Raw genomic sequence first — 22,687 nt, 5'->3', positions numbered from 1 at the left:
AGACTCGTGAAGAAACAGGATTCTTCGTTACTTTCCGAACCACGCCAACTTATTATGCAGCTGCGTAACGCTCCCCACCACAATCAATGCAGGGCTCACTGCTTGCTCTGCCATGCTAGACAGTTCATTTAGTTTACCTTGGAACACGCGTTGCTCTGGTCGCGTCCCATTTTCGATGATTGCGCATGACATTTCTGGGTCTAAGCCGTGCGTGATGAGCTTGTCCATAATGTGGCCGCTTTGCTTCAACCCCATGTAGAACACAAGCGTGTTGTTTGATTGCGCTAACGAGTGCCATTCAATTTCGCGACCGTCTTTTTGCACGTGACCCGTGATGAATTGAACACTTTGCGCATGATCACGGTGTGTTAGTGGAATACCTGCGTAAGCCGTCGCCCCCGCCGCAGCAGTGATCCCCGGCACCACTTCGTATTGAATACCGTATTCTGCAAGCTCTTCCAACTCTTCACCGCCGCGTCCAAAGATAAATGAATCTCCACCTTTTAGGCGCACAACGCGTTTCCCTTCTTGTGCTTTTTCCACCAAAATTTGGTTGATCTGATCTTGCGGTACGCAATGAAAATCGAGCTTTTTCCCGACATAAATCATCTCTGCGGATGCCTGTGCTAACTCTAGAATCTCTTTCGATACCAAACGGTCATACACCACAACTTCAGCCGCTTGAATCACTTTCAAACCTTTGACCGTCAGTAAATCCGGATCGCCAGGCCCAGCACCAACAAGAGAAACAAAGCCGCTGTTTAAAGATGAGTTCGCAGTAGTCATATCAACGCCTATCGGAAAATTTGGATATAAAGAGTAACACTCACTTAATTGGCTTAGGGTTCAAACTACCCCAAGGAGTTATTACTTTTTATAGCCAAATCAATACAATACCTATCGAAAGTTAAATGAGTTGAATAGCCCTACCCACCAAAGGTAGGGCCAAATAAAGCGGTTTATTTTGCGATTGCAGGTTCTGCAATAACGTCCTCTTCAACACTTAGAGAAGGCGCTGTTTTCGCATGAGTTAGGTACAGTGGTAGACAAGTCATGACAAGACCACCGATGATGTTACCTAGAATGGTTGGGATTAAATTGAAGTTCAACCAAGTCGCGATACCAAAGTCCGCACCTAGAATCATACCTAGTGGGAATAGGAACATGTTTACCACAGTGTGCTCAAATACGAGTGCGAAGAAGATGAAGATTGGGAACCACATCATCGCCACGCGACCGGAGACTGAACGCGCAGTCATGTTGCCAATCACGCCTAGACACACCATTAGGTTACAGAAGATGCCGCGTACGAAACACGTGATCCATCCGTCCATACCCATGTTTTCAAAACCAAGGCTACGCGCGGTAGAAACAGCGACGAATTTCTTCGCTACCGCGTTGAGTTCTAGAGAGAAGTTACCGGTTAGAGAAATCGCCACAAGGTAAGCCACAATCAGAGAACCAATCAGGTTACCCAAACCTACAAGACCCCAGCAACGGAAAATGCGCCCCCAAGTGATGCCCGGACGGTTTGCAAACTTCGCCAAAGGCGCAAGACCAAATACGCCCGTAACTAGGTCGTAACCCATCACACTAAGAATCACAAAACCAACAGGGAAAACAAGTGCACCCACAAGGCCAATTCCCGTTTGTACCATCGCCGTAATTGCGACAACTACCGCTAACGACAAAATAATGCCGGCCATCGTGCCACGAAGCAAAAGGTCGCGCGTGCTTGTATTGGTTTTTGCTTCACCAACGTTGATCATGGTTTGCAAGAATTCAGCAGGTTTAAAGTCTGTAGACATGAATGTGTCCTTATTCAAAATTGAAAGTTAAAAGTTGAAGATTGAATAGAGAAAGGCTTCCCGCTGACATCCACTGCTGTCGACATCATCTCGCTTCCCTGTCCCCCGGAAATGATGCGTGGAAAGCCTTTGTCTATTGAATCTATGAAACGGATACTAAAAGGCGAAGAAACATCCCTCCTCCGTGGAGGAGGGCTTAAACTTACGCTTGAATCTCGACTTCGCCGTTTGTCACGCGCGCTTTGTACGCTTTCACGTTAAAACGCTCGTCTTCCATACAAGCACCTGTTGTCAGGTTAAAGCGTTGCTTTTTAAGCGGGCTCGCCACCCAAAGCTCTCCTTGATGCTCACAAATCAAACCGCGAGAAAGCACGTTCGATTGGAAGAACGGGTCGGTGTTGCTGATAGCTAACACTTCTTCCGCTTCTGTTGGGCGAAATACCGCAACTTGCTGACCATTAACCAAAGCACAAACGCCAGTGCCCGGTACGATGTCGCTGATTTGGCAAATCTTTTCAAATGACATGTTCAACCTTCCCTTATGCTTCAGTGATCGCTACGTGTAGGATGTCGCCTTTCGCTTCAGGATGTTTCTCCGTGAAGGTCGCTGGGCGGTGCTGTTCGCGCTCTTGAACAAACACAACGTTGTCATCGCGCCTGTCAGAGTTGATGAAATGTGCGAAACGAGTCAGTTGTGATTCGTCATTGATAGTTGCCGTCCACTCACACTCGTACTCGTCTACAAGCTTCGCTACGTCTGCTTCTAATTGAGCGTTGATGCCAAGTTTGTCTTCAACAATCACTGCGCGTAGGTAGTCAACACCACCTTCCATGTTTTCCATCCAAACTGATGTGCGTTGCAGTGGCGCAGCAGTACGGATGTAGAACATCATGAAGCGGTCGATGTACTTGATTAGCGTTTCTTTATCTAGGTCGCTGGCTAGTAGGTCTGCGTGACGAGGTTTCATGCCGCCGTTACCACAAACGTACATATTCCAACCTGCGTCAGTCGCGATAATGCCAAGGTCTTTACCTTGTGCTTCCGCACACTCACGAGTACAGCCAGAAACACCGAACTTCATCTTGTGAGGCGTACGGATGCCTTTGTAACGGTTCTCGATGTAAGAACCTAGACCAACAGAATCTTGAACACCGTAACGACACCAAGTTGAGCCAACACAGGTCTTCGCCATACGAAGTGCTTTTGCGTACGCTTGACCTGTTTCGAAACCAGCGTCGATAAGCTTGCGCCAGATCTCTGGAAGATCGTCTTTTTGAGCACCAAACAGACCAATACGTTGAGCACCGGTTACTTTGGTGTATAGGTTGTATTCTGCAGCAACCTTCGCTAGCGCACCCAGTGCTTGAGGTGTTACTTCACCACCCGCCATACGTGGAATAACAGAGTAAGTACCGTCTTTTTGGATGTTACCTAGGAAGTTATCGTTCGTGTCGTGCAGCTTAACCAGTTGTGGCTTAAGAATGTGTTCACCCCAGCAAGAAGCTAAGATAGAACCAGCCAATGGTTTACAAACTTCACAACCGTAACCTTTACCGTATTTCTCCAGAAGCTCATCAAACGTTTTGATCTCTTCAATACGGATTAGGTGGAACAGCTCTTGGCGTGAGTAAGCAAAGTGCTCACACACGTCGTTCTTCACTTCGATACCCGATTTAGCAAGCTCTGCATTTAGAACAGAGGTCACTAGAGGAATACAACCACCACAGCCTGTACCTGCGCCAGTCACTGCTTTGATGTCACCCAATGTGTGGTGACCATCAGCAACCGCTTGAGCGATCTTGCCTTTGGTTACGTCGAAACATGAACAGATCACTGCGCTTTCTGGTAGTGCATCCGCACCGAGTGCTGGTTTCTCAGCACCTGCGTGTGCAGGAAGGATCAAGGCATCTGGATGCTCTGGTAGGTCGATTTCGTTCAACATCAGTTGAAGCAGATCGCCGTAGTCAGACGTATCACCCACCAATACCGCACCGAGCAGTTTCTTGTTGTCTTCAGAAACGATAAGACGTTTGTAAACTTCTTGCTCTTCGTTTTGATAAACGTAGCTCTTACAACCTTCAGTACGGCCATTCGCATCACCGATAGAGCCCACTTTCACACCAAGCAGTTTTAGCTTCGCAGACATATCAGCGCCTTCGAATTTGCTTTCTGTGTTACCTAGTAGGTGATCAACCGCAACGGTCGCCATCTTGTAACCAGGAGCAACAAGGCCGTAGAACATTTCATTCCAAGACGCACACTCACCAATCGCGTAGATGTTCTCATCAGAAGTCTGGCAGTGGTCGTTGATGGCAACACCGCCACGAGGGCCAAGTTCTAGCTCCATTTGGCGAGCCAGTTTGTCTTGTGGACGAATACCCGCAGAAAATACGATGAAGTCTGTCTCTAACTCAGTGCCGTCAGCGAAACGCATGACGTTACGAGCATTTTTACCTTCTGCTGCAATCTCTAGCGTGTTTTTGCTGGTATGAACGTTCACGCCCATACGCTCGATTTTTTGACGAAGTTGATTACCACCAGCAAGGTCAAGTTGCTCAGCCATTAGCTTTGGCGCGAACTCAACGACGTGTGTTTCTACACCGAGTGCCTTTAGTGCGCCTGCAGCTTCAAGACCTAGCAGACCACCACCGATAACCACGCCTGATTTGCTCTTCTTCGCACACGCTTCGATCGCTTTAAGATCTTCGATTGTGCGGTAAACAAAACAGTCTTTGCTTTCATGACCTTTGATAGGCGGAACAAATGGGAATGAGCCAGTAGCAAGAATCAGTTTGTCGTATTGAACTTCACGACCAGTGCTTGAGTAAACGATTCGGTTTTCACGGTTGATGTTGATCGCACGTTCACCGATCAACATATTGATGCCGTGTTTCTCGTAAAAGCCTTCTTTGACTAGAGACAGTTCGTCAGCTGTGTGGTGAGAAAAATAAGAGGAAAGGTGCACACGGTCGTATGCGACACGAGGTTCTTCACAGAAAACGGTGATATCCATTTGCGAGACATCCGCTTTCTCGACTAAGTCTTCGATGTAACGGTGCCCTACCATACCGTTACCGATAACTACTAGCTTCAACTTGCTCATTGTACTTCCTAAGGGTTAGGTTCTTATCACTGAGCGCATTGTTAATTGTGAAAGAAAATTAATACATGATGTAAATCAATTACAAATTCAAACTACCCTAAAGGGGTAGCCGGCTCTATTTGCTCTGTTTATCTATAAAATAAGGTAATTTATTAACGAATATTGGTAGTTTTTACAAAGAACTCTTATAAGCAATCAGCTGCCCATGATAAGTTATGGTTATAAAGAAGAATTTTGTACCGAACAGCGTTCGAAGTGTTTGATAGTTTTAGAAAAAATCAAGCCCCACAATAAAAATCTTTTACTAGCTAACGGATTGCATAAAGACTAGAATCAAAAGTAGTTCATATGGAATGAAAACCATGTGATTTATACCGTAATTGACATATAGAGCGCCGTCCCATGTTTATGAGGCGGCATTTTATTTGGGAGTCATAAAATGTCAGAAAACAACTCTATCTATATCTCAAGCTTAGATATGAACAGAATTACCGCCCTGCTGGATAAGATGCCAAACATCGCTGCAGAGCTTGTTGAGCTAGAAGCAGAGCTTGACCGCGCAACGGTTTTAGAACCAGAAGAGATGCCGTCGAATGTGGTCACCATGAACTCAACCGTTGAGTTTAAATTTTCGGGCGAAGAAAGAACCATGACCAAAACATTGGTCTACCCATCGGAGCTAAAAAGCAGCGATGACATTTCGATTTTTGCTCCTGTTGGGAGCGCACTAATCGGTTTGTCTGTGGGTCAAAAGCTCGATTGGCCAATGCCAAACAAACAAGTGAAGACGATTGAAATTGTCGATATCACATACCAACCTGAGCGTTGTGGTGCACTAAACCGCTAACCCTCAGGAGTCCCGGTGCAAAGGACATCGCAAGACTTTGCACCAGGAGAGCTCCTCGAATCTTTTCTTACATTGTCGCTTTTCACCTTCGGCTTCCCTCGCGCTGCCTTGCTACTCTCTTCGCCAGCCTCTCCAACCTGTTCACGTGTGTTACACATTGTCCATCTGATACAGATTTCTGTCTTTTCAATCGAATTCATACGCTTATCGTTCCGTATCACCTAAACACCGCAATCTAAACTGTTCACCTCGACAGCTTGAAATTATTTTTCCTAAATTTTTCAGCCAGTTAACTAACGGATTACTTCTTGCTTAACCCCTCCCGTACGTAACGAGCCCAGCGTCAATCGAGATGACATGTTAATTGGAGACGCTCCTTGCCGTTATGAGCGCCAATCGGCTCGTATCTTCTGTTTGGAAAAGGAGAAAGTAAGATGGACTTTAATAAACTGGTGATATTGGCTCGAGCATTTTGCTTGGGGCTGATATTGAGTGTGTTTGCCTCGCCGACTTGGGCGGTTCATGATCTGGGCACCTTCGAACTGGAAGGTAATGCAACAGACGAAGCCGTTGCGGGGGATGATTGGGAAAATATTTACGATGGTAGCGACAGTGCCAATGTCGATACTGGGATTCTTCCCGATCCGTCACCTATCTCCATATTTACTGGTGGTCGAAAAGATATTCAAGACATATCAGAATGGTCTCACAAAGATGGTTCTGTACCAGATAAAGATGACTTAACCAATGCTTACGCTGCTGCCTACGGCGTCGATAACGGCGGTGGCGGTTCGGATTTGGTCATTTATTTTGGTGCCGACCGTTTTGCGAACGTAGGTGATGCCTTTATGGGTTTCTGGTTCTTCCAAGATGATGTCCAAGCCCTTGATGACGGTTCGTTCTCTGGTCAACACGTTGTGGGCGACGTTTTGGTATTGATTGATTATCCGCAAGGTGCGAATGATGAACCTTACGCCGCATTGGTAACTTGGGATCCAACCTGTTCAAAAGCGGACAGTAATGACCCTGCCCCTGGCGATTGTGCAGCCAAAAACTTACGCCTACAAGCGGAAACCAGTGGTGCAAACCCTGCTGACTGCTCTGCTGTCAATGATGGTGACTTTGGTTGTGCAACCACCAACAAAGGTGAAACACCAATCCCATCACCTTGGCCATACACTGCAAAAAACGGCACAATGAACGCTTTCCCATACGAAAGCTTCTATGAAGGTGGTGTAAACCTCACTCAACTGCTTGGCGGAATCGACGGCACAGCGTCTTGTTTCAGCAGCTTCATGGCTGAAACCCGTTCGTCTGCTTCATTCACCGCATCTTTGAAAGACTTCGTTTTAGGTCAATTCCAGTTATGTGGTATGGAACTTGTGAAAACATGTCCAACTGGTGCGTTATCACCAAGTGGTGACTCAATCATCTACAACTACGAGATCAAAGTAACCAATACTGGTTTTGGTGCACTTTACGACCTTTATGTTGAAGATATTACCGCTGGCGATTCATTCACTGCTGACGTTCTTGCCGCTGGCGAAACTGCAACATTTACTGGTTCCTTTGTTTCGCTCATCAACGGTGTAGAAAATGAGGCTACGGCGAGCGCAGCCATCAAAGATGGTGGCGAACCTGTGCTTACTAAGTCTGACACAGATAGCTGTCCTCCACTTACTCCAGTGGGCGCATTGAGTATCACTAAAGACTGTACAACCTACGTTGAAGAAAACGCATCTGGCGCGTACGGATTAAGAGTGAACTACGAAGGTAAAGTATGTAACGACAGTAAAGTGAAACTTAACGATGTGAAAATTACTGAAATGCATGACGGTATGACAGTCGTTAAAGATGTCGGTACTTTAAATCCTGAAAGTTGTATGAACTACGATGGCACCTACATCCCTGCTCCGGGTAGTGATGTTTCTGGTGGTCCGGTTGTTGCACATGATGTAAGAACCTTCAAAGACACCGTCGTTGCAGAAGGTGTTAACGCCATTACAGGTGTCACTGTCGATACAGGCATGCCTGTAGAGGCAAGCTGTCCACTATGTCCTGCACCGTAAGCAAGACAAACCCGATAGCAGCAATCCACAGTAAACAATAACGAAAAAGCCACCTTAAACATAAGGTGGCTTTGCTTTGTTATTTGTTCTTACCTTTGCCAGGTGAAGACCCGCCAGAATCAGGAGATGATTGCAGCGCCACAGTCACCATTGCCGTCGACGTAACATTACCGCTGGTGATCGTATAGCTAAAGCTGTCTTGATTCTTGAATCGCTTCGCTGGCGTGTATTGGATACTCCCATCAGAAAGTAGCTTCACCGTTCCTTTACTCGGTGCGCTCATTGCTGAGATCTCGACAGACACACCATCAGCAATGATGTCATTACCCAACACATTAATGGTTACCGTTGAAACTTTGCTCATCTGAACGTTATCGTCAACCGCCACAACATCACCACTGCCCGTTTGCTGCTCAGCAACGGCATACGTTGCTTGTGTAGCCACGTTGTAAGCCTCATCTTTCGTGTTTACCACATTAAACGTCACAGGGTAGTCACCAGAGGTTGCACTTAGAGCAGAAGTCACCGCGATGGTAGCCACGCTAGACTCGCCAGACGCAAGGGAAATAGATTGAGAGCTCGCTTGCCAGCCACTCTCTACTTGAGCAGACACATCAAAACGAATCGTGCCACAAACATCATTTGCCGTGTTTATTACCGTCAGTTGATATTCAACCGTGTCGCCAGCATTAACTTGTGTATCAGACGTCGCTTTCACAGACACACTTGGCGCAGACATCTCGCAAACGCTTGGAGTTACCGAACCACCAAACGATACATTCACACCGGCAAAACCATTGGCTGCACTCGCAAGATTAATCGTGAGACCAGAAACTGGATCGGTGAAACTGTCACCCACTGGTAACGCGGTGTCTTTCCAATCCTTTCGGCCATAAACTTGGCTGTAATCCGAATTTGGCTTCATGTGCAGAATGTAACTTTCTTCCGCGCCTTCTTCGACTAAACGAACAATCACACCGTCCGTCACATCACCACGAAACAGCATATAAGAGCGGTCATCTAAAAACTGGTCATAACCCATCGCTTGACGATATTCGACATAGAACCACTCCTTCAAGCCAGTATTAGGGTTCACACCGCGAGGTATTTTTAACGCGATGTTTTGTGTTATGTCTTGGGTTTCGTACTCTGCGATTTCATACAAACCATCTTGAGTTGCCGTAAGAATGTTTGGTGATTCCGCATCATTCAACCATCCCATACGTTCTTTGTAGTACGTATTGATGTAACCCATATCAGGAGTACCCATAACATCGTACGAGTCGCCGTATTCAATTACGCTACAGTTGTTCGATACCGACGCATCGCCACAATCCAACGCCTTAGCGTGGCTCAAACCAAGGTTGTGCCCGAATTCATGTGCAATCACTCTTGCTGACAGCGTGCCATCTATGTATGCACGACTCGGGAACGTTTTCCCTGTTGTTGCAGAACCACCACCAGCACAACCTGATTGCGTCATGATGTAAATGATGCGCTGATAATCCTCAAGCACTACGCCATCAGCACGCGCCATTTTATCCGCTTCCGCTTGAACCGAAGGATAATCACACACCTGATTCGATACAGGCAATGTGTACCAACCTGCAACTTGACCACTTAGCCATGTCTTGCCGTAGGAGTTTTCTTGGTAAAAATCGTTAACCTCACCAAATACTAACGCGTGCGCCTCTTCTGACGTGATCGGTTGATCGTTAGGATTCTCTTTGAAATTCAATAGCATCACCAACGTATCTTGTTGGCCTATTGAACTGCCTGCAGCTTTGGCGTACTGGATATTTTGTAGAAATAGAAATAAGACGAGTAAGAAAAAGATCCCTTTATTTAGGGCGTGCTTATTCATGCGGAGTTTATCAATCACTGCTTCACCTGAAATAATTATAATAATTATCCTTCCCACCGAATTAACGATAAGAATATATAGGATTAGATAGAGGTTAAAATTTAGAAAATATAGAACCAGAGCTTATTCTATGAATAATCTCTATTTTCTATACATAATGTATTTATTCTTCTAAAACATCACCAACATCAATAAATGAGGCAGCATCATAACAAAGCAAAAGGTTAAAATTCAACCAACCACATCACCAAATTACGTTAATTCTTTGTAAGAGCCAAAGAGTTTCAATCACATCAAACAGTTAAACATCGATCATTTTTCGCTCAAAAATTGAGAATATTCAATCGTATCAATAATGAACCGATTGCACCCATAAAAAGAAAAACTTCTATGAATCAATTAAATACATGTCGAAAATAGAAAATGAGCGCTAAACTGTTCTCACTCAACTGCTATTAGTTTTTTTACTGACCACATTTCAAAGCCTTACCTTAAGATAACAACAAATAATAACAATTAACAAACAAAGCAAAAACATTAATCACATTACACACCAAGTGTGAACTTTATATTTAAGGTGGCATTTATATGAACATAATAGATATAAAATGATGACAATAATAAGATCACTCGAAGAAATATAGAAGCTTCACTCTACTATTCAATTCCTACCTGTGAATAAAAAATTGAACAAGATAAATAGTTTTATTCTGTAGAAAAAATGGAAATACACTTTGAATATGATAATGATGTGACAAACAGAATGGTGATAATTAATTGTAGCCAGAACAAGAGAGGAAAATGATTTGCGGGTGCTATAAACGAGAAAAGCCAGTCACAAGAGACTGGCTTTCGAAATAATGGAGGCGCGTCCCGGAGTCGAACCGAGGTCCACGGATTTGCAATCCGCTGCATAGCCACTCTGCCAACGCGCCTTACCTGATTGTTTTCTCATTGTCATGAGAACGATGCTTTAAAACTGAATCTGAAATCCATACATCGTTTTGATGGTGCCCCGGGCCGGACTTGAACCGGCACAGCGCGAACGCCGAGGGATTTTAAATCCCTTGTGTCTACCAATTCCACCACCAGGGCAACGCAATTCTTTGCGATGGTAACACCATCTCTCATCGGCCGTGCCGTGAGAACGAGGCGTACTTTAACGGATTAATTTATCTGGTCAACAATAAATTTTATCTTTTTGATTCAGATGCTTAAAAAGCAATCCCAACAGCATAAATCACGCACAATTAGTGCAACTATCATTCAAATCGATTCCTCACAATCTTGTTCGAATCCCCTTCCCCCAGTCTCTACATTGACTTTGTTAGGCACAAAAAACCACAGCAAGACACATGGTTTTCTCACTCGCTGTCAACAAAGTGTCCACCTGTTAACTCGAACACGACCCAAGTGGCACGTTTTTCTTTCCCTCCATAACCGACTGATATCCCGTTTAATTTCTAGGAATGGCCTCCTAGACCCTTTCCCAACAAGTTAACACTCTGTTCACACAAAGTGTTTTTGAAACAGTTTTAAAAAACACAAAATATTTAAAAATCAATGCGATAGGTGTTGGTTTGTTTTTTGCTCTCTAGTGGGCACCGACAAGCGCTCCACCATACAAGTTTCAGAACACACACTTTGTGGAGCAATTGTCATGGGACAGGGGGCACAGCAGTTCGTGTGTTCAATGATGCCGGAGTCCAGTGTTGGCATCATTGGATACTTACATCGCCCTTTTATCAACTTTCAATGAGAAAAGAAGGTAGATGATGGAACATTTAATATTTCACCCACATAAAACGCTGTTCAGCGCCATGTTATTAGGTGCAGCAGCGCTTTATGGGCCAACAGCCTTAGCTCAAGATCCAGGCATACAAAGCGTTTGTATGGAGGATCAATATGGAAAGAGTTTGAACTGTACAGCAAATGACATAAACATTGCAGAAGCTTCAAACATCAAAATAATTGAAATCGATGGTCAGCCAGTTGATCCAGACACCACAGTCTGTGTCGCAGGTAAGGATGTTACCTTTGAAGCTGACTTTAATGTCGTCTCAACCGCAAGTGATCGTTACGACATCGGTTTATATTTCCAAAGAAATGGGGCTCCAGACGCGCTTAACGGAAGTTGTAATATCTACACGTTAAGCGATGAGCACTCAACCAACGCATCGAACACAGATGGCGACTCTTGTTGGGACGTAGAACAAGCTGAAGTAGTTGTTCACTCAACAACTATCACGACACTTTGTCAGGACTCTGACGGTGACGGACAACTCAACCTGCCAAACTGTGTAAGCTGGCGACAACCTGGTAAAAATGAAGTTTGTGAGGATGGTAATGACGCCTACCCTGGCGCTCCATCAAAATGTAATTGTGATGATGATTACAACATCCCAATCTTTATTCAGCCAGATCCACCGGTATCAACTAAGTCTGTTAATAAAACAACCGGCTCAGAACCTGGTGACGAGTTTATCTATACGATTAAAATCGTTCCAGCTGACAGTACAGGCAATAGTGTCTTCGTAACAAAAATTGAAGATGAAGTGTCTTCTAGTACTGATTCTGATTCACAAACCTTCTTGCTAAATAGTGTTGGTGGCGGTAATGAAATTGGCACAACAAAAGGTCACTACACTCTAATGTCTAGTGGCTTAGCGAATGCTTGTGAAAATCTCGTACTACCTTATGAGATCCCACCAGAAGCCGTTGGTTTAGAATGTACATTCAAAATAGCGATTAGTGATGACGACTTACCAAACATTCCTACTGCGGAATCGTTTGAAAACTATGTTCGTTCTACTATCGTCGATGAATATGGTGAACCTGTTGGGGATAACACTTGTACCGTCGCGAGTACCGCTGGTACGCCAAATCCTAACTGTAGTAATGAGGTCGTCGTGACACTCACAAATGTACCGCCGGTAATTTCCGTTACTAAATCCGCTAACCCAACAACTGTTGTAGAGAGTCTTGCTGGTGAACCTGTCGAATACACTGTGGTAATTACCAACAATTCTTCTGTTGACGCGGTAGAGATCACTTCTATAACGGATGATCAGTACAATATTGCTGCTGAAGCGGCGACATGTCTGGGAGCAGTACTCGGAACTGGTGGATCATGTCAATTCAGCTACACACGAAATGTTACTGGTAACGTGGGTGATCCTGCATTTGTAAACACGGTAACTGCAAAGGCTTATGACAACGAAAACGACTCCGATGAAGACTCTGGTCAAGCGAGTGTGTCCTTTAGTAACAGCCCTGGTGCTATTGATTTGGTAAAAACTCCTAATGCTTTAGACGAGCCACCATATTCGGTAACAGAGTCTGGTGACAATGTAAACTTCACGTTTACTATTACCAATACATCCCCAGTGGACAGTATCACTCTTACAGAAATGACGGATGACAAACTTGGTGTATTGTTCGACTCAGTAAGCTATCAAGGCGATTGTGACTTCTATGGTGATGTCTTAGCCCCTGGAGATACTAGATTCTGTACTGTTAGTTCCTTCCTATCGGGTGAGCCAGATGCACCGCATATGAACACCGCTCAAGTAACTGGTGAGACAGATGACGCGGTTCCTGAAATAGTCACAGACACAGATAACGGTAAAGTAGCATTTATCAATGAACCTGCTGACATTAACTTGAGCTTCGCTCTGTCACTAACATTGAACCTCAACATTGCCAATGCTTCTAGTTATGAGGCGGTCAACTTAAATGCGCTTAGTGTTGCAGGTACACCGATTGCGGCTGGTCAAGGTAATACACATTACATGATTACCGCAAGTGACTGTCCGGTTGCGTTCCCATTCTCTATTGCAGCGAATGGCAACATGAACTGTACATTTAGTGTTGATTTATTAACACCTGATGCTTCGGTAGATAATTTGTTTAGATCTGCTGGTTCAGGTGGTTTATTGCTAATCTCAGTAGCCGATGAGGATGGCGGACCTGCTGTAGAGCCAGTGATTTCAGTCAACGCACAAGCTATATTGGCACCTTAACCTTTAGGTAGCCATACGAAGTTCTTGAATTATCTTTGTATAAAAGGGGCAATGGTATCACCCATTGCCCCTTTTCATTTGATTGAACTTTACTTACAACAGAGCTATTTTCGCCCCTTTCCTTTACTTGAATCGTTGCCAGAAGAGCTCGCCATACTAATATACACAGATGCTGTCGAAGTAAGGGAGCCATCGCTGATAGTGTAACTAAAGCTATCGCTGCCTTTAAAGCTTTTCGCTGGCGTATATATTAACTGGCCATTTGACGTAATTTGTACTGAACCTTTCGAACCTTGAGTCACAGATGTTATCGTCAGTCTATCTCCTTCAGGATCGCTATCATTTGCAAGTACATTAATGCTCACTGAATCTTTTGAGGTCACTTCCACTCGATCAGTTTGAGCAGTTGGCGCAGTGTTCACCTGAACTGGAACTGAGATGCTGAAACTCACTCTTTTGCTAACACTTAGACTTGAATCCGACAAGTGCTGAGCCGTAATAGCAATATCATATGTACCCTCTGTTGCTTCAGTGCTTGATGTTATGTTCATTGTGAGCGATTGAGTTTCACTTGGGTTCAAAGTAATAGCCCCACTATTGGCGCTCCACCCACTTGGTACACTCGCCGCTAGGGTAAATGTACTCGCGTCACAAGTAGCACTGTCTTGGTTAGTCAGTGTCGCTGTGTAACTCGCTGTGCTGCCTGCTTCAAGCTCATCAGTTTGACTTGCCGATAACACCAACAATGGCGTTCCACGTAAGCAGGCTTCCACTGGCGTTTCGATGACATAGTTTTCTGTCGCCTTCGTGAAGTAGTTCGTATCAGCGCTGTTTGTTACATTAAATAGTATTGAATAATTACCATCCGTCGCAGCAACATCAGAAGTCACATCAATTAACACACTTTCACTAGCACCAGGATCTAAATTTAGCGTAGACGAGGTTGCAGTCCACCCACTTGGTACCAAAGCGTCAACTTCAAATTCTGACGCATCACAACCTGCCGCATCATTGTTAGTGACCGTAACGTTATAGCCAAGTGTGCTACCCGATTCCGCTTCAACATTTTGACTAGGAGAAACGGTAACAACAGGATCACTCTTGTTGCATACTGGCTGAGTAAAGCTGATATGAACACTTGCTCCAGTATTATCTGCCCATTCTGTAGTCATCGTGATTCCAGCATCGGCATCTGTATAGGTTGAACCGACAGCCAATGTAGAATCGTTCCAGTCCATAACTTGGCTTGCTGGTGTTAAATCGATGATTTGGCTGCTATTCATATCAGACTCAGTACCCAAGCGCATCGTTACACCCGATGTTAGAGATGGATAGCTCTCTAGGTAGCTGTCAAAACCTGTCGGCTGACGATACTCCAAGTAGTACCATAGCTTTTTTCCAGTCGAATCAACGCCACGCTGAACTTTTATTGCCTTTGCTTCGCTTTCGGGAGCTAATTCATAAGGCTCTAATATGTAGCTACCATCGGAACTGACTTCAATAATTTTGCCTGCGACTGACGATGACTCTGCAGAAAACCACCCAAGGCTATCTTTATTGAACGCATTGAAATGTCCGGTAAAACCTGGCGTTCCCATGATCTCTAAGCTGTCGCCGTATTCAATCGTGTAACAATCCCCACTAATCACATCGACACCACATTCAAGCTTTTTAGCATGATGTAATCCGAGGTTGTGACCAAGTTCGTGAGCGACAGTCCTTAGTGTCAAAGAACCATTTACCCAAGTTCTCGATGGTGTCCCCCCCACTGTACCTTTTCCTGTCCACCCACAATCTGCAATCTTAGGAAAAACAAAAACGACTCGGCTGTAGCTATCGATATCTACATTTTTAGTTGCAGCAACATCTTTACTTGCAGTGTAAATCTGCGCAGTATCGCAAACTGAGTTAATAGGCAACGTGTAATAACCTAGAACATCTCCAGCAAACCACGTCTGATTATTTGAATTTTCTTTATAGAAATCATTCACCGAGCCAAACACTAGATCGGTTACTTCTTCAACAGACCATGGTTCTTGTACATCGTCCTGAAAATTCACTAGCATCACGAGAGTCGATTGTTCACCTAAAGTATTGGACAAAGTGAAAGATGATGTGCTCGTCGATGCACTACCTGTGCTGCCATCAGCCAAAACAAGTAGACTTTGTTGTGATTCTTCCAGAACTAGCGCGCTTTGATTATCAAACTTCCAACCACGCGCACGAACTTTTGCACCCGACTGAATCGCGTTGATTGGTGATTGTGAAGAACCGTGCACCTCAATAAGTCCCTCAGAGGTGTTTAGTACGTGTCGAAGACGGCTCTTGCTGTGATCTTCATAATCTTCGTAGAAGACTTCCAGTTCGCCTTCTAGCGTTTGCTCCTGCTCTAGCAAAGCTTGTACTTTTCCAGGCATACCTTTGCGAGCTTTTGCAGTCAGAGTAACCTGCGCTACCGCGCTAGGATCTGACTGAAACAGCTCGGAAAGCAATGCTTGACGACCATGAGCAAGAGAAATCATTTGCTCTAAATAGTGATGTTTGTTTTTCGCCGATGCACCGCGATAATCAGCCATCGCTTGCTTTAATGCGCTGGTATTATCTTGAGCCTGTTGGCGTTTTCCCTTAGCAGTAGGTGAAACCAGTTTTTCTTGTTGAATCACATGTCCATGCGGGATGTCTTGCGACTGCGCGGTCGCGTTGAATGTCAGAGATAAGAGGCCGATAAGAGCCGTTGTTGATAGTTTAAATGTATTGGAAGTAGCAATATTAAAATGGGTATTAAACATACTTAATTTCTTATGTATTTTTATCTTTGGTTCTTAATTTTTGCGCAGCAGAAGTCCGCAATCATGTCGATCGCTTGACGCTTAGGGAGCGCAAATAACTAAGCTAAACGCATGAATTTCCATTCATTTCGAAAAGCTACAAACGTTAAAGGTAAGCAATAGATGCTAGAATTAGAACCCCAAAGACATCTAATAATTAGTCAATAAGATGCCGTGCCTTTTAACAAAAATTAAAAAGCAAAACTCTAAAATAGTCATTTATTATTTAGGTTAAACTTGCATTAGTAACACAAGATAAATTATTTATTTGTATGCAATAAATTTACCCCTCTTTCCTATTTTTTAAGCGCAGGTTGGTTTTTGAAGGTAAAATCCTACAAACACAGTGATTAAATTTCAACCAAAAACAATTAATTTTTATCGCAAGATCAAACATTCTTATTTAAAGCATGAATATATAAGAAGATTTAAATTACAAGTAAAATGCCAATCCCAATATGAATTCAGCTTAATATAACTTTGCCATTTTAATATATGCTCAAAGTTAACCCATGAAAAATAAGAAATTTATCTTAAATAACCCAAAATTAACACAAACAAAACAATTATTAAGCATCGATGATTTAAGAAGATCTATGTGTGTGGTTTCAATTCACCAGAACAACTATAAATATCGACACCTAATATCAATATATAAAGACAAGCTCTAAATTAATAAACTGGTTAATTTAGATAAAATAAAAGGCAACTAACATTAGTTGCCTTTTATTCAATATGAAAAATATTATTTTGCTTTATCACTATTCGATAACTGCTCTAATAGAGATTCAAACACTGCATACCTCTGCGCGCCCACTACTATCTGTGGTTCTACAAGTTGATCGTTTTCGACGCGACCAATTAAGAAACTTGGCGTGCCACGAATGCCCAAGGATTTTCCTAACGTCAAATCTTGTTCAACTTTGTTAGCAATAGATTTATCTTTCATGCACTTATTGAACTCTTCCAAGTTCAAAGATAAATCTGTGGCTGCTTTTTGATAGAGCTCTTCTCCTAAGTCTTTGACATTGCTAAACAGCATATCTCGCATTGGCCAGTAGGAATTTTGGTGAAGACTACACGTCGCTGCGATCGCAGCACCCATGGCTTTCGCGTGAAAACTCAACGGGAAATCGCGCGCAATATATTGAACTTTACCAGTATCAATATAATTTTCTTTTATCTGTTTAAAAGCACTGTCTGTAAATCGTTTACAATAAGGACATTGAAAATCAGAAAATTCAATAATAGCAATTTTTGCGTCTTTACTTCCAAGAAGTGGCAATGTGCCATCTTCAGTAAAGTTAGGTTGATTCGGCAAAGTCGGTGGCTCTTTTTTGGGTGGATTAAATGCCAAATCTTTCATTTCTTTCATTTCATTTTCTATCTTTCCTACTTCTTTTGTTAGTTGACTGATCTCTTGTTTTAATGACTCAATTTCAGATTTTAGCTTATCGTTATCATCCGACTGACAACCCGTTAAAAACTGCAGTAATACTAACGGTATGACGATTCTTACTGTTTGTATAAACATCTCACGCCCTCACTATGAAATAGTACGAATATAAATTCGCACTTTACTTATCCCTATTAAAAGATTTGCTGAGATGTCATTGACAGAATATGCCTGTTAAGTGATTAGAGAAAATTTAAACTATCAGTAATAACAACAAGCTACAGATTTCCATCTAATCTGAGTATTAATAAATTCCGAATAACTATTAACACTGACGATAAGACAGCAATTTCTTTCAAGTTGGTAAAAAGTATTGTAAAGGAGTCGATATAAGTCAATTCGATTAATAATATGGTTATAAAAAATAGTCATATTATGCTTATATAAAATGACTATCGGCTAACGACATGTATTTAAAACAATTAATTTATTGCTTGGTAAGATTTCGATTTATTTGAACGACTTTTATGTCTATGCAATATCAACCTCTACACTTAGTCTAAGTATGTTGGAGGAAAACCATGAGCGCCCCACCAAAATCTTCAAGTCGATTGCCACTGCATCTCGATTCCGAACTCTGCTTTGTATTGCCTGATTTTCTTGCGAGAGAGTTTGAGTATGCTCGTTCGTTAGAGCAAGGGATCATGGATAACCTTCACCCTGAATTTACACATCAATATCGCGTCACGTTACGACGCATGCGCTCTTTATGCGTTTTACTCAGCGAAGTGATTCCCTGTTTTGAGTTAGCCATCCTCAAGCCTCATTTAAAGACATTAATGAAACAAACGAACTTATTGCGAGACCTAGACGTGTTCACTTTAGACACCAACCAGTATCTTGTGATGTTGCCAGAACAGCATTCATCATTAATGCGCATTTTCGCGGATATTGATGCCATGAAGAATGCTGAACAAGTGCGCGTAGCAAGTTGGTTGGCATCACTTGCTTACCAAACGCATTGCGCTATGGTTCGAAACAGCCTTGAGCGAACTAAACAATACGACTTGCTAAAAAACGACATTGAATTAGTGACGTTCGCAAATCAAAAGATTGCCGACCAGTTTAGAAAAGTAAATAACTCACAAAGAAAAATCTCGCCCGCGAGCAAAGACGATGTCATTCACACATTACGCATTAAATGCAAAGCTCTACGCTACCTGCTGGAGTGCTTCTCTGCTCTCTATCCCGCGCAACAACACAAAGAAAATGTGCAGCAACTTAAGCTGCTTCAAGACAAGCTCGGCGACTTCAATGACACTTCGACTCAAATTGCGTTTTTCACCCAGATCCGCAAAGACAAACGCCACAACAAACTAGATCGCCAAGTACTCAAATCTTTGATTAAGCAAATAAAACAGGCTCATGAGCAATCTCGGCAATCTACCTTACTTCGCCTAAAAAGTTTTGATTCATTTATCAATGACGCTTCGACGTTAGAGATTTACCGTTAACCACGAGGAATGAACCGGTAAAACATTCTGCTGATGTTCACGTGTTCTTCACACTCGCTCACTAGAGTATAAGGTTGGACAGTTTTAAGTAAGACAACGTGAAACCACTAAAACGATACCAATACGAACGCTACGCCGTGCTGTGCAACCTCGCGTATCCAAGAGTCTTTAAACAAACACGTTATGGCTTCGATCCGAATGGTCAGCGAATCATCCGAAACGAACACGGTAAGATTATGATTCGCGTATTGTGGAGCAAAAACCGCGATGAAGTCGTGGTCGTTATTAAAGGTTCTCACAGCATTACCGATTGGTTGCTCAACTTTGCAATGTGGACACGAAGCTGCCGTCGATTAGGTCTCAACTACCGTATTCACGCAGGGTTTTATCACCTATTGTTCCAAGAAAGTTTACCTAGTAGAAACGAAGACCGCTTAGGTTTGAGCGTGATAGAACGGCTAGAAGCAACCGTTGTCCCGCTTATTCTACAAGGCAAGCGCATTTCGGTGACAGGCCACTCTTCTGGTGGTGCAATTGGTAGCGTGTTTGCGGATTACATAGAAAAGAAGTATCCGAAAAGCATCAAGCGCGTTGTGACTTTCGGGCAGCCCGCCATTGGTGACTGGACGTTCAAACGCCGCTATCGTCTGGCGCATAAAACCTACCGAATTTGTTGTGATATCGATATTGTGACTTTCATGCCTCCGGTGCCTTTTCTGTACTGGCACGTCGGAAAAATGCTGTGGCTGTACAATGGCAGAATTTATGAGAACACGCCGACACTCATTCGCCTCGGGCGTTCACTGTTTAGTTGGCTGATTCGTCCGTTTTCTTACCATTTAATGAGTAAGTACATCCGAAACAAAGACTTTTTCGATGAACGTTGACTGAAAAACCAAACGATAGACATAAAAAAGCCGGACTGATCCGGCTTTTTCTAAGATTTGAATTACAGCGAAGCAATTTCTTTCTCAAGTTGATATTTGCTGTCGGTGACGATTCTCTCTAGCACTTCAACGCGTCGTTTTAACTCGCCAATTTGCTTTTTGAGGCTTTCTTGCTCTTCTTGGCTCATCGTATTTCGCTCAGAAATCTCTAACGCTCGAACTTCTTTACGATGATTTAAGATCAACTTGACGATCCCGCCTCCAAAAATGGCACCAAACACAATGGCGACAACCAATACATCAGCAATAGATTCCATTCTTTATATTCCTCTAGATAATGCTCAAATATAAGTTACGCATTTGTTACATGAATATCAAATAACACCTTGATTAAATGTAATGTTTCATTGAAATTTGCATGTTCTGTATCAAAATCACAGGACGACGTTACTTAACGCCCACCCAAACCGAGACTGAACCACCATTGACAGGAAATTCTGCCCAGCCATTGGCATCGGTCCAAACTTCTTCAGTTCGGATACCCAGCTTGTCGACATAGCGCGTGCTTGGCTTACCGGTATACATCCATTTTGTGCCGCCCGGTCCATCACTCATGATCACCGCCATTGAGTTTGGATGTTCAGCATCGCCCTCTCGGGTCCAGCCAATCACATCCCAATGGTCGAGATAAGAATTCTGTTTGCCGTACGCATACTCTTTACGCAGTGTTACAAGTTCTTCAATGTAAGGCACTTTGGCCATATTGATGTTGTAGCCTTTGTCGCTGTACTGCGCGCCGTAGTAATCTGCGTAGAACACCGACGGATAACCTTCTTCACGCAATAAAATGAATGCGTAAGCAAGAGGCTTGAACCACCAATCTACTGTCGACTCTAACGCCTGCAGTGGCTGCGTATCGTGATTTTCTACGAGAGTCACTGCTTTGACTGGGTTGTCCTTCATTAACGTGCCATTCATGATTTGGCGCATATCGTAATTACCGCCAGATTTTGACGCGTTGTAGAAGTTCATGTGAAGCGGCGCATCGAACAACGACATACTGCCAGAGGTCTTGGTAATAAAGTTATGCAGTTGATTTACGTCGTAATTCCAATACTCACCAACGGTGAAAAGCTCTTTGCCTGTTTTCCAACGTAAATGATCAATCCACTCTTGTAGATACTGATATTTAATGTGCTTCACGGCATCCATTCTAAAGCCATCAACGCCGGTCATGTTGATGTACCACTCACCCCAATCTTTCAGCTCTTGTTTAACTTCTGGGTGATCCATGTCTAAATCGGCGTACATTAGGTAGTCGTAATTGCCTTTTTCAGAGCTGACTTCCCAATCCCAAGCTTTTCCTTCGCCTTTGAATTTAAAGATCGCTTTTTCTTTGCCGGCGTCATCCCAGTCAACACCGTCAAAGTGATACCAAGTCCAATGGAAGTTCGAGTATTTGTCGTTGCGGCCAGGAAAATTAAACTCAACCCAAGCTTCAATCCATTTGTCGCCCAGTTCAATATTGCGGTTGTCCCAATCAACGCGCTTGGTATCGACCCACGACTTTCCATCTGCGCCACCTCGGTGGTTAAACACAACGTCACCGTAAATTTGGATATTGTTGTTGTGCGCGGCATTGATTGCAGATATGTACTGAGCCTTGGTGCCGTATTTGGTTCGTACTGAGCCTTTTTGATCAAACTCACCTAAATCGTACATATCATAGACGCCATAACCGACGTCATTACTGCCGCCCGCGCCTTTGTAAGCTGGCGGTAGCCAGAGCGCTGTAAAACCGTTTTCAGCGAGTGCTGGAGCATTGCTTTGAACCTGCGTCCATAATGCGCCATCATTAGGTACATACCAATGAAAATACTGCATCATGGTGCCATTTTGCCCAGCAAAGGCAGGAGCACTGAGCAGCAAGGTTAGCGGTAAAAAAGTGCGTTTTAATTTGAATGTTTTCATTATTTTTCTCTCACGTTAAAGGACCAAAACCCGCTTTCTGACCTACCATGCAGCTGCAATAGCAACACATAAAACTTGCTAACGTATTGTCTGTAAGACAGAAAGTTCGGATTACAATCGAAGAGAAATTAACACCAATCTACCCATACAATTATTGAGTTGATTAACATTTATAAAATCAATAATTAGCGTGTGTAAAATATTGAATGACGATCAAATGAGTTTGGTGATACGGATACGAATGAAACAAAACGAAGAGAAGAAGCGATTTGCGAGCACTAGAAACGAGAAAAGCCAGTCATAAGAGACTGGCTTTCAAAATAATGGAGGCGCGTCCCGGAGTCGAACCGAGGTCCACGGATTTGCAATCCGCTGCA

At 43.4% G+C, this 22,687-nt stretch carries 14 protein-coding genes and 2 tRNA genes; 5 read left to right on the top strand and 11 right to left on the bottom strand.

The features are described from left to right. Positions 1-27 precede the first annotated feature (27 nt). From cobA to nirB, 4 genes are all read right to left on the bottom strand, one after another. A complete protein-coding gene (gene cobA / locus OU793_RS19925; protein WP_031856677.1) occupies positions 28-786 on the bottom strand; it encodes a uroporphyrinogen-III C-methyltransferase in 759 nt (252 codons plus the stop codon). A gap of 173 nt (positions 787-959) precedes the next feature. Further along, positions 960-1,808 carry a formate/nitrite transporter family protein gene (locus OU793_RS19920; RefSeq protein WP_159404341.1) on the bottom strand — a complete coding sequence of 283 codons (849 nt, stop codon included), beginning with the start codon at positions 1,806-1,808 and terminating at the stop codon, positions 960-962. Between the two features lie 202 nt (positions 1,809-2,010). Beyond that, on the bottom strand, positions 2,011-2,334 hold the full coding sequence (gene nirD / locus OU793_RS19915) for a nitrite reductase small subunit NirD (RefSeq protein ID WP_005460996.1): 324 nt from the start codon (positions 2,332-2,334) through the stop codon (positions 2,011-2,013). Positions 2,335-2,347: 13 nt separating this feature from the next. Then, the gene (gene nirB, locus OU793_RS19910; protein WP_140103615.1) at positions 2,348-4,912 is read right to left on the bottom strand and encodes a nitrite reductase large subunit NirB; all 2,565 of its coding nucleotides are present in this window, start codon (positions 4,910-4,912) and stop codon (positions 2,348-2,350) included. Positions 4,913-5,351: 439 nt separating this feature from the next. Between nirB and rnk the strand changes: the two genes are divergently transcribed. Next, the gene (gene rnk, locus OU793_RS19905) at positions 5,352-5,759 is read left to right on the top strand and encodes a nucleoside diphosphate kinase regulator (RefSeq protein WP_005486313.1); all 408 of its coding nucleotides are present in this window, start codon (positions 5,352-5,354) and stop codon (positions 5,757-5,759) included. Between the two features lie 434 nt (positions 5,760-6,193). After that, positions 6,194-7,828, top strand: coding sequence for a hypothetical protein (locus tag OU793_RS19900; RefSeq protein WP_017447503.1), 1,635 nt, complete (start codon positions 6,194-6,196; stop codon positions 7,826-7,828). 79 nt (positions 7,829-7,907) lie between these two features. On the opposite strand, the gene OU793_RS19895 is transcribed toward OU793_RS19900, so the two are convergent. The 3 genes from OU793_RS19895 to OU793_RS19885 all read right to left on the bottom strand — a co-directional run bounded on the left by OU793_RS19895 (position 7,908) and on the right by OU793_RS19885 (position 10,787). After that, on the bottom strand, positions 7,908-9,710 hold the full coding sequence (locus tag OU793_RS19895; RefSeq protein WP_029837672.1) for an Ig-like domain-containing protein: 1,803 nt from the start codon (positions 9,708-9,710) through the stop codon (positions 7,908-7,910). Between the two features lie 843 nt (positions 9,711-10,553). Next, positions 10,554-10,627 (bottom strand) — tRNA-Cys (locus OU793_RS19890). A 73-nt stretch (positions 10,628-10,700) separates the two neighbouring features. Further along, a tRNA-Leu gene (locus OU793_RS19885) sits at positions 10,701-10,787 on the bottom strand. A 677-nt stretch (positions 10,788-11,464) separates the two neighbouring features. Between OU793_RS19885 and OU793_RS19880 the strand changes: the two genes are divergently transcribed. Continuing rightward, entirely contained in the window at positions 11,465-13,714 is a 2,250-nt protein-coding gene (locus OU793_RS19880; protein ID WP_180767795.1) for a hypothetical protein, read from the top strand. 104 nt (positions 13,715-13,818) lie between these two features. Here OU793_RS19880 and OU793_RS19875 read toward each other — a convergent pair whose 3' ends face one another. Next, the gene (locus tag OU793_RS19875) at positions 13,819-16,503 is read right to left on the bottom strand and encodes an Ig-like domain-containing protein (RefSeq protein WP_065770483.1); all 2,685 of its coding nucleotides are present in this window, start codon (positions 16,501-16,503) and stop codon (positions 13,819-13,821) included. 784 nt (positions 16,504-17,287) lie between these two features. Further along, complete coding sequence (locus OU793_RS19870) at positions 17,288-18,076, bottom strand: thioredoxin domain-containing protein (RefSeq protein WP_159404342.1); 789 nt, start codon at positions 18,074-18,076, stop codon at positions 17,288-17,290. Between the two features lie 443 nt (positions 18,077-18,519). Here OU793_RS19870 and OU793_RS19865 point away from each other — a divergent pair, with 443 nt between their 5' ends. After that, a complete protein-coding gene (locus tag OU793_RS19865) occupies positions 18,520-19,452 on the top strand; it encodes a CHAD domain-containing protein (protein WP_159404343.1) in 933 nt (310 codons plus the stop codon). A gap of 98 nt (positions 19,453-19,550) precedes the next feature. Then, the gene (locus OU793_RS19860) at positions 19,551-20,339 is read left to right on the top strand and encodes a lipase (RefSeq protein ID WP_005460910.1); all 789 of its coding nucleotides are present in this window, start codon (positions 19,551-19,553) and stop codon (positions 20,337-20,339) included. A gap of 62 nt (positions 20,340-20,401) precedes the next feature. Here the strand turns inward: OU793_RS19860 and OU793_RS19855 are convergent, their stop codons facing one another. Further along, the gene (locus OU793_RS19855; RefSeq protein WP_005460888.1) at positions 20,402-20,656 is read right to left on the bottom strand and encodes a hypothetical protein; all 255 of its coding nucleotides are present in this window, start codon (positions 20,654-20,656) and stop codon (positions 20,402-20,404) included. 130 nt (positions 20,657-20,786) lie between these two features. Then, positions 20,787-22,310 carry an alpha-amylase gene (gene amyS / locus OU793_RS19850; protein WP_159404344.1) on the bottom strand — a complete coding sequence of 508 codons (1,524 nt, stop codon included), beginning with the start codon at positions 22,308-22,310 and terminating at the stop codon, positions 20,787-20,789. Positions 22,311-22,687 lie beyond the last annotated feature (377 nt).

The sequence above is a fragment of the Vibrio sp. VP6 genome, from assembly GCF_028823755.1.
Lineage (GTDB): Bacteria > Pseudomonadota > Gammaproteobacteria > Enterobacterales > Vibrionaceae > Vibrio > Vibrio parahaemolyticus.
The sequence above is the reverse complement of the archived record's forward strand: the minus strand, read 5'-3'. Positions and strand labels throughout refer to the sequence as shown.